This window comes from Brachybacterium alimentarium (genome assembly GCF_002332425.1).
In the GTDB taxonomy this organism is placed as follows: Bacteria; Actinomycetota; Actinomycetes; order Actinomycetales; family Dermabacteraceae; genus Brachybacterium; species Brachybacterium alimentarium.
In genome coordinates, this window is sequence record NZ_NRGS01000016.1 from 18,179 (window position 1) to 33,754 (window position 15,576).

Annotated in this window: 11 protein-coding genes; 4 read left to right on the top strand and 7 right to left on the bottom strand. The window is 70.0% G+C overall.

Translation table 11 applies throughout. From position 1 onward, the window contains the following. Positions 1–12: 12 nt before the first annotated feature. From CIK71_RS10120 to CIK71_RS10150, 7 genes are all read right to left on the bottom strand, one after another. Positions 13–1,374, bottom strand: coding sequence for an alpha-L-fucosidase (locus tag CIK71_RS10120; protein ID WP_096165451.1), 1,362 nt, complete (start codon positions 1,372–1,374; stop codon positions 13–15). Then, positions 1,374–2,846: a sulfatase-like hydrolase/transferase gene (locus CIK71_RS10125; protein ID WP_096165452.1), complete on the bottom strand. Its 1,473-nt coding sequence runs from the start codon at positions 2,844–2,846 to the stop codon at positions 1,374–1,376. The genes CIK71_RS10120 and CIK71_RS10125 overlap by 1 nt, the downstream gene beginning before the upstream one ends. Then, positions 2,843–3,838 (bottom strand): ROK family protein, encoded by a 996-nt coding sequence (locus CIK71_RS10130; protein ID WP_096165453.1) that lies wholly within the window; start codon positions 3,836–3,838, stop codon positions 2,843–2,845. Before CIK71_RS10130 ends, CIK71_RS10125 begins: the two co-directional genes overlap by 4 nt. Beyond that, a complete protein-coding gene (locus CIK71_RS10135; RefSeq protein ID WP_217990166.1) occupies positions 3,835–5,937 on the bottom strand; it encodes a dipeptide ABC transporter ATP-binding protein in 2,103 nt (700 codons plus the stop codon). Before CIK71_RS10135 ends, CIK71_RS10130 begins: the two co-directional genes overlap by 4 nt. A 34-nt stretch (positions 5,938–5,971) precedes the next feature. Further along, positions 5,972–6,793, bottom strand: coding sequence for an ABC transporter permease (locus tag CIK71_RS10140; protein ID WP_245857468.1), 822 nt, complete (start codon positions 6,791–6,793; stop codon positions 5,972–5,974). A gap of 170 nt (positions 6,794–6,963) precedes the next feature. After that, positions 6,964–7,920 carry an ABC transporter permease gene (locus CIK71_RS10145; protein ID WP_096165458.1) on the bottom strand — a complete coding sequence of 319 codons (957 nt, stop codon included), beginning with the start codon at positions 7,918–7,920 and terminating at the stop codon, positions 6,964–6,966. Between the two features lie 81 nt (positions 7,921–8,001). Beyond that, the gene (locus tag CIK71_RS10150) at positions 8,002–9,789 is read right to left on the bottom strand and encodes a peptide ABC transporter substrate-binding protein (RefSeq protein ID WP_096165460.1); all 1,788 of its coding nucleotides are present in this window, start codon (positions 9,787–9,789) and stop codon (positions 8,002–8,004) included. Between the two features lie 305 nt (positions 9,790–10,094). On the opposite strand from CIK71_RS10150, the gene CIK71_RS10155 reads away from it, so the two are divergent. The 4 genes from CIK71_RS10155 to CIK71_RS10170 all read left to right on the top strand — a co-directional run bounded on the left by CIK71_RS10155 (position 10,095) and on the right by CIK71_RS10170 (position 15,422). Beyond that, positions 10,095–11,306, top strand: coding sequence for an ROK family transcriptional regulator (locus tag CIK71_RS10155; protein WP_096165462.1), 1,212 nt, complete (start codon positions 10,095–10,097; stop codon positions 11,304–11,306). Between the two features lie 45 nt (positions 11,307–11,351). Next, positions 11,352–12,980, top strand: a complete 1,629-nt coding sequence (locus tag CIK71_RS10160) for a M81 family metallopeptidase (protein ID WP_096165464.1) — start codon at positions 11,352–11,354, stop codon at positions 12,978–12,980. Between the two features lie 240 nt (positions 12,981–13,220). Then, positions 13,221–14,165 carry a hypothetical protein gene (locus tag CIK71_RS10165; RefSeq protein WP_245857471.1) on the top strand — a complete coding sequence of 315 codons (945 nt, stop codon included), beginning with the start codon at positions 13,221–13,223 and terminating at the stop codon, positions 14,163–14,165. 42 nt (positions 14,166–14,207) lie between these two features. Next, a complete protein-coding gene (locus CIK71_RS10170) occupies positions 14,208–15,422 on the top strand; it encodes a toxic anion resistance protein (protein ID WP_096165467.1) in 1,215 nt (404 codons plus the stop codon). The last annotated feature ends 154 nt before the right edge of the window (positions 15,423–15,576 follow it).

A 15,576-nucleotide genomic window follows, 5' to 3' on the forward strand; every position in this document is an offset into this window, starting at 1 on the left:
GCCCGCCGGCCCTCACCGCAGGGGCAGCCCCACGTCCACGACGGCGTCTCCACCGGTCGGGGTGAGCACCACGCGCCCTGCCTCGAGGCGCGCACCGTCGGCACCCGCCGGGATCTCGGCCAGATCGCGCAGCGCCCTGGAGACCTCCTCGCTCAGGGTCACCGGCCCGGCCGCTGGATCCAGCAGCAGCGCATGGAGCACCTCCCCGCCGTCGGCCGACGCGCCGAGCGTGAAGCGCACGCCCGGTGGCGGCGTCCGCACCGCCTCGTGGCACCACGGCCGCGTCCCGTAGACCGCCGTGCCGTGCCGTGCCAGCCATTCCCCCAGCTCCTCGAGCGCGCGGGCCTGCAGCTCGGGGATGCTGCCGTCGGCCCGGGGGCCGACGTTGATCAGCAGGTTCCCGTTCTTGGAGACCACGTCGACCAGCAGCCGGATCAGAGCGGTGCCGTCGAGCGCGTGGTCGGTCGACTCATCGGCGTTGCAGCCGAAGGAGAGGCCCAGGCCGCGAGTGGATTCGAAGACCTCGTCCTGCACGGTCCCGATGTCCTGGTACTCGCGGGTGAGCACGCCGTGCGCGGGCACGCCCCAGCGGTCGTTGACCAGGCCGTCCGGAACGGCGTCGAGGTAGCCGCGGAAGAGCTCCTGCAGGGAGTCCGGGCCGGAGTACTTGCCCGCGTCGGGCCAGTCGATGTCGTTCCACAGCACGTCCGGGGCGAAGCGGCTGATCAGCTCGCGCAGCTGGGACGCGGCGAAGCCGGCGAAGGCCTCGTCATTGCGCCGCAGCGCGAACAGCTCGTCGTTCGAGGTCAGAGGCGGGAACTCGCTCGCGTGCCAGTCGTGGGCGCCCGAGTAGTAGAGACCCAGCCGCAGCCCGGCCTCGCGCACCGCGGCGGAGAACTGGGCGATCAGGTCGCGTCCCGGCCCGCGACGCGCGGCGGTGAAGGGCGTGGTGGCGCTGTCCCACAGGCAGAAGCCGTCGTGGTGCTTGGTCGTCGGCACCACGTACCGGGCACCGGCGCGGCGCGCGAGATCCACGATCCCGGGGACCGCGTCGACCGCCGGGTCCCAGTCGTCGGCGAAATCCTCGTACGAGTGCCCGACGCCGTAGAGCCTCTCGTGGCGCTCCCGCGTGGGGCTCCCCTCGATGCGCACCGTGTTCGCGTACCACTCGGCGTACTGATGGCGGGCGTAGGCGTTCTCGGCCGTGACGTCGTGGCGGTCCAGCACGTCGGCCCAGGCGGGCACGGAGTACAGGCCCCAGTGCACGAAGACCCCGAGCTTCGCGTCGCGGTACCAGTCGGGCACGGACAGCCGCGGGTACGCCGTCGCAGGTGCGGCGTCCTCGGGTCCGTGGCGGTCATCGAAGCTGATCATCAGTACTCTCCATATCCCGTGTCATCGATGAATCGAGCGACCATCTCTCGGCGTCCGGCCGCCGAAGCCTCCCAGATGTCAGTGGTCTGCTGAGGGTCCGATGCGCGATCGAAGAACTGCCCTTCGTCGCTGTCCATGCGCGTCGGGACGCCGACGGGCTCGCTGAACCCTCCGGAGCCGGTCGAGAACACGGCCGTCTGCGCCTCGCGCATGAGCACCAGCGAGCCGTCGAAGGCGGTGGTCCCGACCACTCTCGACGAGGAGCCCGAGGCGTGCAGCAGATCGCCCGCTCCGTCGAGGGCGAGCGAGGCCGAGGGCAACCCGCCGGGCCTCCCCGCCGGGTCGCCATGCACCCTGCCGGCCACGTGCTCCAGCAGGCTGGGGAACAGATCCAGCAGGCTCACCAGGCGGGCGTCAGTGCCTGGGGCCAGGCCATCGCCGGCCACGATCAGCGGCACGCGATGCCCGCCGTCATATACATCAGCCTTCTGCCCGCGCAGCTCACCGTTGGGCAGGTGGTCCTCGAGCGAGCCGTCTTCGGGATAGCAGGTCGGGGCCCCGTTGTCCGAGGCGAAGATGATGAGCCGCGGGCGGGAGGAATGCTCCAGCGCCGCCTCGACTCGCCCGACGATGTCATCCACCAGGAGGATCGAGTCCGCCCGTGGCCCGATCCCGGACCGTCCGCAGAACTCCTCGGGAGGAACGCAGGGACGGTGAGGACCAGCCGTCGCCAGGTACAGGAATCGGGGCGGATCCTCTGCTCGGTCCGGTGCGGTGCGGCGCAGCCACTCGACGGCTTCCTCGGCGAAGCGGAGGTCGACCTCGTCGTCGCGCCATCCGGGTGCGGCAGGTCCGGGGCGCTGCGAGGTCACCAGCGGCTGCTTCGTCTCGGTGGGGAGGCTCTCCACGCGGTCGCCCGCCAGATAGCAGTAAGGCGGCATGTCCAAGGACCCCGAGATCCCGACGAAGTGGTCGAAGCCCCGGTCCAGCGGTCCGTTCTCGAACGGGCGCGTGTAGTCGACGTCCCAGCCGTCGGCTTCCATCGCCGGCTGGAAACCACGCTCAGGATCGATGTGTCGTCGGCCGCCGTCCGCCAGGGCCCAATCGAGCCCGAGATGCCACTTCCCGATCGCCGCGGTCCGGTAGCCGATCTCGCGCAGAGCATGCGCGATGGTCGGGACATCCTCGGCGATCAGAGCTCCGTCGGTCCCCCCGAGGACGGCCGACTGCAAGGGGCTGCGCCACGGATACCGCCCGGTGAGCAGCGCGTACCGGCTCGGGGTGCACACAGCCGACGCGGCGTGCGCGTCAGTGAACCGGCGGCCCGATGCGGCGAGCGCGTCGAGCACCGGGGTGGTGAAGGCTCTCGCGCCGTAGCAGGAGAGGTCGCCATGGCCTAGATCATCTGCGAAGACGACGACGATGTCCGGCAGAGCGTCGCCCTCGCGCGCGGTGAGTCCAGGGAGCGTCATCGAGCTCCTTCAGCGTGCGGTGATCGCCCCCAGGCGGAGACGTCCTGTGCGGACCAGGTGGCCGCATGCTTCTCGCAGCCCGCGCTCTGCATTCCCAGCAGGACCGCTCCGGCCCTGCCGGACATGGCGTGCAGCGGACTCACCACCAAGGGCGGCACAGACTTCCAGCCGGCTTCCGCCGAGAGCCGCTCTCCCAGCTGCTGGGTCAGTGCGACTCCGGCTCGGGAGACGCCTCCGACCAGGCTGATCACTGCGGGATCGATCGTCATGATCAGGGTGCAGAGGCCCGCGGCCAGCGCGTCGATCCCCTCGTCCCAGACGACGCGTGCGTCGTGGTCGTGGCCCCTCGCTGCGACGAGCTCCGCGACGGAGTCGACGTCGGTACGGCCGCTCCGGGCCGCATAGCGCCGCAGCAGTCCGGCGCCCGAGGCATAGGCGTCCAGACATCCGCGCCGGCCACACGCGCAGAGGTCACCGCCCGCGACCACCATCGCGTGCCCGACTTCTCCCGCACTTCCGGTGGCACCGGAGAGGACGGCCCCGTCCGCCACCAGGCACGCGGCGATGCCGGTCCCGATCGACAGCACCGCGTAATCGCGCGCGTCCCGGGCGGCGCCGAACGTTCCCTCCGCGATCCCCGCCCACCGGACGTCATGCCCCACCGTGAGAGGCACCTCGGCGATCTCGGGGATCCGACGGAGGGCCGCGGCGAGCGGCACCTCCCGCCACCCCAGGTTCGACGCGAAGTGCACCACACCGGAGGCCTCCTCGACGTGCCCAGGGCTGAGCACACCGATCCCTTGGAGCTGCACCCCGTGCGTCGCGGCCATGCCCGCGCACTCCACGAGGAGCGAGGCGAGGGTGTCCAGAGCGGCGTCGCCGTGCCCCGTCGGGCGACGACGCGCCTCCAGGGACACCCCGTCGCAGGTCACCAGGTCCGCGGTGACCGAGGTCCCTCCGATATCGACGCCGAGGACCGCTCCCGGCCTCATGCGGAAGCCTCAGCACGCACCGGAAGGCTCCCGTCGGCGGGCAGCGGGAAGTGACAGGCGACCGAGTGGGAGTCGCCCTCCTCCCCGAACTCGTGCACGGGAGGAGTGGTCGCGCAGATCTCCTGGGCGAAGGGGCAGCGGGTGCGGAACCGGCACCCTGACGGAGGATCCGTCGCGTTGGGCAGCTCGCCCTCCACGAGCAGCCGGTCGCGCTCGTCCTCGCGGTCGACCGTCGGGACCGCATCGATCAGCACACGCGTGTACGGGTGCCGCGGCGTCTCGCTCACGACGTCGGCGGGCCCCTGCTCGACCATCATTCCCAGGTACATGACGCCGATCCGGTCGGCCATGTGCCGCACCACGGACAGATCGTGACTGATGAAGACGTAGGCGAGGCCGTGCTCCGCCTGGACGTCCTTCATGAGGTTCAGGACCTGCGCCTGGACCGACACGTCCAGAGCACTGACCGGCTCATCGCAGACCACCAGCCGGGGGCCGAGTGCCAGCGACCTGGCCAGACCGATGCGCTGCACCTGCCCGCCCGAGAACTCATGCGGATAGCGCTCGAGCACGTCGTCGGCCAGTCCGACGTCTGCCACGAGCTCCTCGGCACGTTCCGACCTCGAGTCCTTCGTCCCGATCCGTTGGATGACCAGGGGCTCCGAGAGCACCTCGTCGATGCGCATCCGTGGATCCATCGCCGCGCTGGAGTCCTGGAACATCATCTGCACCTCACGGTGCGCCGCCCTGGACTCGCGCCGGCCCGTGACCACGGTGACGTCCTCGTCGTTCAGCCGCAGCTCCCCTCGGGTCGGGTTCTCCAGAAGGGCGATCAACCGGCCGAGGGTGGATTTCCCGCACCCGGACTCCCCGACCAGCCCGAAGGTCTCGCCCTCCCGCACCGAGAAGCTGACGTCGCTGACGGCGCTCACCGTCCCGACGGTGCGGCGGATGAACGATCCCCCCAGGGCCGGGTACTCCTTGGTCAGACCCGCGACATCCAGCACGGTCCCCGGTGCCTCGCCTGCGTCCGTGGCCGCGGAGTGGCCTCGGCCACCGACGGGCGTCTCGGGCGTGCGCACGTCGTCGAGGTCGTGGCCGGCCTCGGCCAGATCGCCGGGGTGCAGACAGGCGACCTCATGACGGTCGCCGCGCGTGATCACAGGCACCGGACCGCTCCGGCAGTCCTCCTGGGCCGCGTGGCAACGCGGGGCGAACGGGCAGCCGGTGGTCTCGCTGCGGAGGTCCGGTGGCATGCCGGGAATCGCGAAGAGGCGGTCGTCCCCCTGCCGTGCACGTTCGGGCAGCGCGGCCAGCAGCGCCCGGGTGTACTGGTGCGCCGGATCGCGGAAGAGCTCCTGGGCAGGGGCGGATTCGACCACCCGGCCCGCGTACATCACGGCGACCTCGTCCGCTCGCCCCGCGACCACACCGAGATCGTGGGTGACCAGGATCGTGGCCGATCCGAACTCGTCCTGGATGTCCTCGATCAGATCGAGGATCTGACGCTGAGTGGTCACGTCCAGAGCGGTCGTGGGCTCATCCGCTATCAGCAGCTGGGGATGATTGACCAGCGCCATCGCGATCATCGCGCGTTGCCGCATACCGCCGGAGAGCTGGTGCGGGAAGTCGTCGACGATGCGATCTGCTCGCGGCATCCCGACCCGTCGGAGGATGTCCACCGCACGGGTCCGGGCGTCGCGGCGCGAGAGCCCCTCATGGATCATGGCGCCCTCGGAGACCTGTGCCCCGATGGTCATGGTCGGGTTCAACGACGTCATGGGGTCCTGGAAGATCATTCCGATCTCGGTCCCGCGCCGGCGTCGCGACTCCCTCCCGCTCACGGCGGTCAGGTCCACCCCGTCGAACCGGATGGATCCGGAGGAGACGTGACCGTTGCCGGGCAGGAGCCCCATCACGGCGAGTGCGGTCATCGTCTTGCCGCTCCCGGACTCTCCGACCACGCCGAGCATGCGTCCGGCGCGCACCGTCAGATCCACGCCACGCAGAGGGGTGGCGACACCCTTGCGCTGCGGGATGGAGACGTGGAGGTCGGAGATGTCCAGCAGGACATCATCTGCCGGGGCGGGAGGGGTCATCTCATTCCTTGTGGTCAGGTCGTGACTCATCGCGTCACCGCTTCCTCAGTCGCACTTCGAAGGCGTCACGCAAGCCGTCACCCACGAAGTTGAAGGACAGCACCAGCAGGATGATGAGGATCCCGGGCGGGTACACCAGCCACCAGTGCGACGAATAGATCTCGGAGAGGCCGGACGAGAGCATCCCGCCCCAGTTCGCGGCCGGAGGGGGCACCCCGAGGCCGAGGAACGAGAGGTAGGCGACGTAGAGGATCGCGTCGGCGATCTGGAAGGTCGCGTTGACGATCACGGTGCCGATCGCGTTGCGGACGACATGGGTGCGGACCGCCCTCAGCGAGCCTCCTCCCATCCCGCGCATGGCGACGATGAAGTCTCGCGAGCGCAGCGCGATGGAGTCGCCTCGGATCATGCGGGCGGGGTTCAGCCAGGCGAAGGCGGCGATGGTGAGGACCAGCATCGGCACCGTCGGCGTGATGATGGTGGCGATCAGCATGAACAGGAAGAGGGCGGGGATGGAGAGCAGCGCATCCACCACGCGCATCATCACCGCGTCGACCCAGCCTCCGACGAATCCGGCGGTCGCTCCCCACAGCGTGCCGAAAGCCGTGGCGAGGAGACCGGCCGCGAGGCCGACGATCAAGGAGGTCTGTCCACCGAACATCAGGCGGCCGAGCTGGTCATAGCCCACGCCGTCCGTGCCCAGCGCGTATCCCTCGACGCCGGGGGCGGCGTAGGCGTTCGCCAGATCGGTGTGCACCTGGTCCGTGGGATGCAGCAGGGGCCCCAGGAAGCTGAAGGCCACGAGCCCGACGATGAGCAGGAGGCCGACGGCGGCCAGCCTGTTCTCGAAGAACACTGCTGCGCCCTGCCGCCCGAGGCTGCTGCGGCGCCGTCGGCCGCTCCGGCCTCCCCGGCCCCGTGCAGCGAGTCCAGGGGGTGTTTCCAGGGGCGTCTCTGCGGAGCCGGCAGGGCCCGTTGACGTGGCACCGGGCTTGCCGTGCCCGCCAGCTGGAATGGTCGACGTCATCAGGAGTCTCCGCTCAGTCGGACACGGGGATCGGCCACCGCGTAGGCGAAGTCGGCCAGCAACGAGCCGATCACCGTCGCCAGTGCCACGATGGTGGTCGTGGCCAGCAGGATGGGGAAGTCTCGGGTCTGTGTGGCCTGCCAGAACATGAGCCCCATGCCGGGATAGTTGAAGAGCTGCTCGACTACCAGGGCGCCGGAGAACAGCGCCGGGATGTACATGCCGAGCAGGGAGATCACCGGGAACAGGCTGTTGCGCAGCGCATGCCTGACCACGACCCGGCCACCGGAGAGACCCTTCGCCTTCGCGGTACGGATGTAGTTCTCCTGCAGGTTGTCGATCATCGACGAGCGCACGTACCGCGTGTACGCCGCGAGCGTGGCGATGGCGAGGGTGGCCACCGGCAGGATCAGCCCGGGCCAGTCCGCGAGGATCTCCCCGAGGCCGAAGCCCTGCGGTGCCTGCGGTGGCAGGAGGGAGGTGGTCTGCGAGAACAGGACGATCAGGAGCATCCCGAGGAAGAACAGGGGTGTCGCATAGGCGAAGAGAGCGACGGCGGTCACGAAGTAGTCGGGGACCTTGCCCCGGGTGACCGCCTGGATCGCTCCCAGCGGGATCGACACCACGAGGGCGACGAACGCCGCGAGGAAGGACAGCAGCATCGTCTTGGGCAGGCGCTGCACGATGAGGTCGGCCACGGGCTGGTTCTGCTGGAACGAGAATCCGAGGTCACCGGAGGCCAGGCGACCCAGATACATCATGTACTGGATGAGGAACGGCTTGTCGTACCCCATCTGCTCGTTGTACGCGTCGATCTGCGCCGGGGTGGCGTCGAGCCCCAGGGCGCTGCGCGCGGCCCCGCCGGGGAGGTTGTGCAGGAGCAGGAACGTCAGGAACGTGACCAGGATGATCACCACCATCGCCTGCCCTGTTCTGCGCAGGATGTACTGCCACATGTACGAGGTTCTCCTTCGTCCGAGAGCGTGGGGGATCGGCGCACCGGGGGCGGCATCGTGACGACGTCGGCCCCGAGCGGGTCACCCGCGGGTCCAGTCCTGCGGGTACATGCGCAGCATCGGATCCTGCGGGGAGATCCCCGTGAGGTCCTCCGAGAAAGCGCTCACCTTGTTGACGGGGTTCGGCATCCAGAGGACGGGCAGGTCCTCGGCCAGGTAGTCGTTGTACTCCTGGAGCGCCTCCGGATCGGAGGAGAACCGCGTGGCGTCGATCAGCTCGTCCGCCGTCTCATCGGAGTAGCTGCCCAGGTTCACCGGAGCATCCGTGGCGAAGAGACGTTCCCCCGAGGCGTAGACGGGGTAGTACCAGGAGCCCTGGGAGCCGAAGAACGACATGTCCCACGAGCACTCCTCGCCCTCCTCACAGACCTGGCTGACCGCCACCGAGTCCGGGACCTCCTTGATCTCCAGCCCGATGCCAGCCTGCGAGAACTGGCTCTGGATCTCCGCCATCATGCGAGAGCCTGCGGTGGATCCGGACTGGCTCGTCATCGTGAAGGCGAGCTCCCGCCCCTCCTCGATGCCTTCACCGCATTGGCCCTCCCCCGTGCCCGGGTTCACGCAGGTGCTCGCTCCGTCGGGGACCACGTCCCATCCGTTGTCCTCCAGGAGCGTCGTCGCCGCCTCGGGATCGAACCCGTAGGCGCACCCTTCGGAGGTTCCCGCAGCACCCGGCTCCTGCGGGACGGGCCCGCACGTCGGGGAGGCGGCATCATTCCACACGACCTCCGAGATCGACTCCTGGTCGATGAGCTGCTGCATGGCCTGCCGGAGGTACTTCTGCTCGAACAGCGGCCCGCTCTCGGGATTCGCGAAGTTCAGGGCCACATAGGTGATGGACCAGCCGTCCCACGGCTCGACGGTGTACCCGTTCTGCTCGATGATCTCCTGCTGGTCGAGCGCGTTGGGCGGGATGTACCCGTAGTCGATCCCTCCGGATCGCAGCAGGTTGAACTGGGAGGTGTCATCGGTGAACGGCTGGAAGACGACCTGCGACAGCTCCGCGGCATCCGCCCCCGTGTACTTCTCGTTGGCCGCGAGCACGACTTCCCCGCCGGGCGTGAAGCTCTCGAGCGTCCACGGGCCCGAGACGGTGCTCCACAGATCGTCGGTCGCGTAGGACGCCGGGTCCTCAGCCGCCGAGACGAGGTAGTCGAAGACGTCCTGGGCGGTGTCCGGGTCGCGGTCGAGGTCCCCTACCTCCCCCTCGTCCGAGGTCTTGTCCCAGGCATGCTGGGGCATCGGGGTCAGGGAGTTGAGCTGGTTCCCGATGTACCAGCCGGGCGAGTACACCTCGGTGGTGGTGATCGAGAACGTGGTGTCGTCGATGACGTCGAAGCTCTCGACGTTGTCGGGGAAGCCGCCCTCGGTATAGGAAGCCCAGTCCGCCTTGTTGGCAGCGATCAGGTTGAACCAGAACTCGACGTCCCGCGCGGAGATCGGGGTGCCGTCGGACCACTCCAGGTCCTTGAGCGCGGTCGTATAGGTCAGCCCGTCCTCGGAGACCTCGACGCTCTCCGCCACGGAGTGCTCGTGGTCGAGGTTGTACTCATCCTCTCCGCCCAGGTCGTAGGAGAACACAGAGGGATAGAGCGCCTGTCCGAAGATGTCGTTCTCGCCCCCGGTCTTCCCGGGCTGGGAGATGGGCAGGATCCAGGTCGGCGTCGTCATCGCGACGCTCACCGAGCTGCCGTCGGCCGCGGCCCCTTCGGGCGTGGAGCTGCCCGCGGTGCATCCCGCCAGCAGCAGGGCGACCGCTGCGGCCGCCGCGCCGATCGCACGAGAAGACCTCCCGATCGTGGCTCTCATGAGGAGTTCCTTCCGAGGTGGGTCCGGTCCCGCAGAGGGGGACGGAGGACGGATGTGCTTCGCTGCACCGCACGAACCGAAACGACCGGGAAGACCTCCGATGTCAGAGGTCGTCCAGCTCGGTCGATAGGCCGATCGGGCTGCCGGACCCCTCGAGGGATCCGACGTATGCAGTGTGCAACCTCTAGTGGCAGAACTTCATCCTGAAACAGCCGTCGTTATCGCATTGTGATCACAATCTGGCACAACTTCGGCCGTCACTGCATAAAGTGACGCCAGTCCAGCCCCACACATCAGGAGCTTCCATGGGACCCCAGGCCTCGCCGCCCCCCACGCCCGAGACGGCGGCTCAGCGCCCGCGGGCCGCGCGCACGAGCGATGCGGAGAAGCAGGCACTCGCACTGATCGTCGCGGGAACGGCGACCTCTCGTGCAGAGCTGCGCGAGAGGCTCGGCATCTCTGCGTCGACCGCCTCCGCCCTCGTGCGCCGCCTGATCGAGTCCGGTCTCGTGAGCGAGAGCGAACACGGGACCTCCACCGGCGGTCGCCGCCCGGCGCGCCTGCAGGCGGCCGCGAACGACTCGGCATGGCTGGTCGCCGAGCTCGGGAGCAGCCACATGCGCGTGGGGCTCTCCACGGCCGACGGACGGCTGGAGGGGGTTCGCGAGCATCGGATGAACATCTCCGAGGGGCACGCCGCGAGCGTCACCGCACTCGCCGCGTCCTGGCGCGAGCTGATCGACGAGCACCCGGCGTCCACTGTCCTCGCCGGCGCCGTCGCCGTCCCCGGTCCGGTCTCCGCCCTCACCGGCGACCTCATCGCCCCAGCGCGCATGCCCGGCTGGCACGGCGCACCGTTCGCCCGGGACCTGGCGGAAGAGCTCGCGATCCCCATCAGCATCGAGAACGACGCGCGCGCCGCGACGCTCGGAGAGCATCTCGCCCGCGCGGAGGAGAGCCAGGACCTCATCTACGTCAAGGCCGGCTCCGGCATCGGCGCCGGCCTCCTTCACCGGGGCGAGGTCGTGCGCGGCGGTTCAGGGGTCGCGGGCGACATCACCCATGTGCCCGTTCCCGGTGCCGAAGGCCGCCAGTGCAGCTGCGGCCGCGTCGGATGCCTCGAGACCGTCGCGAGCGGAGCCGCAATCACCCAAGAGCTCCTCGACCAGGGTGTGGAGATCAGCTCCATGAACGACGTGGTCGACCTTGCACTGACGTTCCATCCCGCCGCGACAGCGGCTATCCGCCGCTCCGGGAAGCAGCTCGGCACGGCCCTGTCCCCGCTGGTCAACTTCCTGAATCCGAGCACCGTCGTGATCGGGGGCGCCCTCTCCGGCGTCGACGCGTACGTCGCCGCGGTGCGCAGCGCGATCTACGACTCGAGCCTGGCGATGAACACCCAGGGCCTCACCATCGCGACCAGCAGCGCGGGTTCCGATGCCGCCCTCCTCGGGCTCGCCCGCCTGGCGCAGGAGCTCGCCCCCGTGCGCATCCCCGGCTCCGACTCTCCCGCCTGAGCCGCCACGTCCGACAGTCCATATCAATACCTCCTGGAGGCAGCCATGACACTCCCCCGCATCGCGATCGCCGGCATCGCCATCGAATCCTCGACCTTCACCCCCTACCGCTCCACCGCCGAGGATTTCGAGGTGCGTCGCGGCACCTCGGCGATCCTGGAGAGGTACCCCTTCTTCAGCGGCGCGGACGATCCGGGATCCGCGCCGGGGCCCGCGGCCTCGAGCGGTCTTGGCGGCGGTCCGTCGCCGGCCGGGCGTGCGCTGCGAGAGGCCGCCGAGTACGTCGGAGTGCTGCATGCGCGCGCTCTGCCCGGCGGCCAGCTGGTGCGCGAGGTCTACGAGGGCTGGAAGCAGGAGATCACGGAGGGTCTCGCCGCCGCGCAGGCCGAGGCGCCGCTGGACGGCTTCTTCTTCGACATCCACGGGGCGATGAGCGTGGAGGGCCTCGAGGACGCCGAGGGGGGCCTGATCACGGCGATCCGCTCCGTGATCGGGCCGGACGTGGTGGTGGGCACTGCGATGGACCTGCACGGGAACGTCTCCGAGACCCTCTTCGACGCCTGCGACCTGCTCACCTGCTATCGCCACGCTCCGCACATCGACGCCTGGGAGACCCGCGAGCGCGGCCTGCGCGATCTCGTCGAGACGGCGGCTTCCGTGCGGGACGGCGGCGCGCTCCCCCACAAGGCGCTCGTGCACGTGCCGATCCTGCTGCCCGGGGAGAAGACCTCCACCCGCATCGAGCCGGCGAAGTCGATCTATGCCGGGATCCCCGCGATCACGCAGCGCGAGGGCATCACGGACATCTCGTACTGGATCGGCTTCGCCTGGGCCGATCAGCCCCGCTGCCAGGCCGCGATCGTGGCTTTCGGGGACGAGGCCTCCGCCGTCGAGCAGGCGGCGCTGGAGCTCGCCGGCAGCGTCTGGCAGGCTCGCCACGACTTCGAGTTCGTCGCTCCCACCGGCACCTTCGAGGAGTGCCTGGACCAGGCGATCGCCTCGTCGGCCCGGCCGTTCTGGATCTCCGATTCCGGGGACAACCCCGGGGCGGGAGGGGCCGACGACACCACGCACTGCCTGGCCCGTCTGGCCGAGCGCGAGGAGATCCGCTCCGGAGCGGTGAGCGCTCTGATGGTCTCCCTGGTCGATCAGGTCTCGGCCGACGCCGCCTGGGAGGCGGGCGTCGGCGGGAGGATCCAGGTGCAGGTCGGCGCACGGATCGACACCCGTGAGCCCGGGCCGGTGCCGCTGGCCGTCGAGGTGGCCGCGCTCGACGAGTCCGGCTCGACGGGCCGCGCCGCCGCTCTGCGCGTGCTCGACGTGGGCGTGCGCGGCGAGGGCACGACCACGGATCTCGCGGCCGCCCGGCCGACGGGCCTGACCGCCGTGGTCACCGCGCGGCGCTCGCAGTGGGCGCGTCATGAGATGTTCGAACGCCTGGGCCTGTCGATGACCGGCTTCGACGTGGTCACCGTGAAGATGGGCTACCTGGAGCCCGACCAGTACGAGGCCGCGGCGGACTGGCTGCTCGCACTCACCCCGGGTGGTGTCGACCAGAACCTGGTGCGGCTCAGCCATTCGCGGATCGAACGGCCGATGATCCCCTTCGACGAGGAGATCCCCGCCCCGAGCGCCGCCGTGGTCCGGCACGGCGGCGGCTCGACGCGGGGATGATCCGGGCCCGTCGGCTGCCGGGTTGAGGGCCACAGTAGCCCCGCTGACGGGCATCCGGTGCGCGGTGCGTCGAGAGACCGTGGAGCCTCCGTCGAAGCAGGGTCCTGGAGCCGTCCAGCCACCCGCGTTAGTCTTCGATGACGCCCCGGACGAGGCACGCGCGGGATACGGAGCGGACACGCCGCATCGCCCCGTTGCGCAGCACCTCGTCCCCGCTGTCGGAGGGAATCGCGGATTCGCGTGAACGAAGGGATCGATCCACCGGCCCGCAGGCCGGACACCGGGGACACCACGCCCCGCGGCCCCCTCAAGCCCGAAGACCCCGGCACCGACGAGGTCTCCCCGAGCAGCGTGCACGTCTCCCCGGGGGACATCGACCTGCCCTGGAAGGCGACCGCCGAGCGCCGCTCCCTCTGGGGCCCGATCCAGAAGCCGCTCGAGGGCACCGTGCACGCCCCAGGCTCCGCAGCCGTCGGCCACCCTCGTTCCGCACGCTCCGGCCTGTTCTCGATCGGCGTCCCCCTGCTCACCGGCGGCCTGGTCGCCGCGGCGTGCCTGGTGGTGGGCCTCGGCACGGCGATCGTCGGCCCGCTCGCGGCGCTCGGGATCGCCGCCGGCGCCGGAGTGATCGCCGCTGGAGGCAGCGGAGCAGCCGTGCGCGCTCTCCGCGCGCCGACGACCCTGCAGGTCACAGCGTCGGCCGGAGAATCGGGGACCACCGCGCAGATGCTCGCGGAGATCCGGGCGGCGACGGCCCGCAGCCGGGAACGGACCGCGGAGCTGCGTCGTCGGGCCTCGGAGCCGACGGTCGGCCTCGTGCTCGAGAACGTCGACTCCCTGGCCCGGCGCATCGACGCCCTCGCCGACTCCGACACCCTGCGCGGGCAGCGCCCCTACGAGAGCGAGGTGACGCTGCTCGAGGGCATCGCCACGCGCTATGTCCCCGAGCTGCTCGACAGCGTCGAGGAGATCGTCGGATTCCTCGCGACCTTCGCAGGATCCGCCCGACGCGAGGCGCTCGCCAACCTCGAGGACATCGACCAGCAGCTCGCCGTGCTCGCCGAAGGGGTCGAACGGGTCGAGAGCGACATCGTCGCCGGCGTCTCCCACTCCCTGGACGTGCACGCCGAGTTCCTCCGCGCCCGCTTCGCCGACCAGCACCTCAGCCCGATCATCGACGTCTGATCCCCCACCATCCACCAGCCCCATCGCCCCGAGGAGGCCCCCATGGACAAGCTCCAGCCGCCCACACCCGAGCCCGAGATCACCCCCTCCGAGCCTGTCGAGGAGGTCCCTGCGGACCGGGCCGTCTCGATGCTCCCCGAGCTGCCCGACGAGCAGCAGCAGGACCTCGCCGCCCGCGCCGACCAGTGGGTCGACCAGATCTCCGCCCTGAACCCCCACTCGCAGGAGTTCAGCGCCCAGGTCGACGCGCTCGGCGCGGTGGCCCGCCGCACCTTCGAGCGCACCTCCGGCACCTCCTCGCGCTTCATGCAGCAGTCGCTGCGCGATGCGAAGGAGAGCGGTGGAGGCCAGGAGTCGGTCTCGAAGTCCCTGTCCCAGCTGCGCACCACCATGGAGGACCTCGCGCCGAAGGAGGACACCTTCGGGTCGAAGGCGCTGTCGTTCCTGCCGGGCAAGAAGTCCGCGAAGCGGTACTTCCGCAGCTACGAGTCCAACCAGAAGCAGCTGGACGAAGTGCTCGCGGCGCTGGGCCGCGGGCAGGAGATGCTGCAGCGCGACAACGCCGAGCTGTCCGTCGAGCGCCGCGCCCTCTGGGAGGATCTCGGCGCGCTGCAGAAGGCGTCCTCGCTGCTGGGTCTGCTCGATGAGCGCACCGTGCGCAGGGCCGACGGGCTGCGCGGCGAGGGCAAGCCCGATGCGGCCGACGCCCTCGAACGGGATGTGCTGTTCGCCGTGCGCCAGCGCCGCCAGGACGTCGCCACCCAGATCGCCGTCACCGTCCAGGCCTATCTCGCGATGGGCCTCATCGAGGACAACAACACCAAGCTCGCCCAGGGCGTCGACCGTGCGCGCACCACCACCGTCACGGCGCTGCGCACTGCGGTGATCACGGCGCAGGCGCTCGAGAACCAGAAGCTGGTGCTGGACCAGATCGACGCGGTCAACCGCACCACCGACTCGCTCATCGATCGCACCTCCCAGATGCTCGCGGACAACACCCTGAAGATCCAGGAGCAGGCCGCCACCTCGGGGGTCTCCCCCGAGACCCTGCAGAAGGCCTTCGACAACCTGTTCACCACGATGGACGGCATCGATTCCTTCCGCACCCAGGCGAACGCCAACTTCCTGACCACGGTGAACGCCCTGGAGCAGCAGGTCCAGCGCTCGCAGCCCTATCTCGAGCGCATGCAGCAGGAGGGCGGCGACGAGCACGAGACCCTCGAGAGCGTCTCGGACCTGCTCGAGATCGAGGACTGAGCCGAGGCCTGGACCGCGGTCGAGGCCTGAGCTCGGCGGGCGGGCCCGGCCCATGCCGGCCGACACAGGTCGGCAGGCGCAGGTCGACGCGTCGACGCTTCCCCGAGTTTTGTGGCCTCACGACCGATGCGAGCGTGTTATGTCGCAGGACATC

Coding starts and splice junctions, on each gene's coding strand:
- CIK71_RS10125 (WP_096165452.1), bottom strand. CDS start 2,846: ATGACGCTCCCTGGACTCACCGCGCGCGAGGGCGACGCTCTGCCGGAC.
- CIK71_RS10130 (WP_096165453.1), bottom strand. CDS start 3,838: ATGAGGCCGGGAGCGGTCCTCGGCGTCGATATCGGAGGGACCTCGGTC.
- CIK71_RS10155 (WP_096165462.1), top strand. CDS start 10,095: ATGGGACCCCAGGCCTCGCCGCCCCCCACGCCCGAGACGGCGGCTCAG.
- CIK71_RS10120 (WP_096165451.1), bottom strand. CDS start 1,374: ATGATCAGCTTCGATGACCGCCACGGACCCGAGGACGCCGCACCTGCG.
- CIK71_RS10150 (WP_096165460.1), bottom strand. CDS start 9,789: ATGAGAGCCACGATCGGGAGGTCTTCTCGTGCGATCGGCGCGGCGGCC.
- CIK71_RS10145 (WP_096165458.1), bottom strand. CDS start 7,920: ATGTGGCAGTACATCCTGCGCAGAACAGGGCAGGCGATGGTGGTGATC.
- CIK71_RS10170 (WP_096165467.1), top strand. CDS start 14,208: ATGGACAAGCTCCAGCCGCCCACACCCGAGCCCGAGATCACCCCCTCC.
- CIK71_RS10135 (WP_217990166.1), bottom strand. CDS start 5,937: ATGACCCCTCCCGCCCCGGCAGATGATGTCCTGCTGGACATCTCCGAC.
- CIK71_RS10160 (WP_096165464.1), top strand. CDS start 11,352: ATGACACTCCCCCGCATCGCGATCGCCGGCATCGCCATCGAATCCTCG.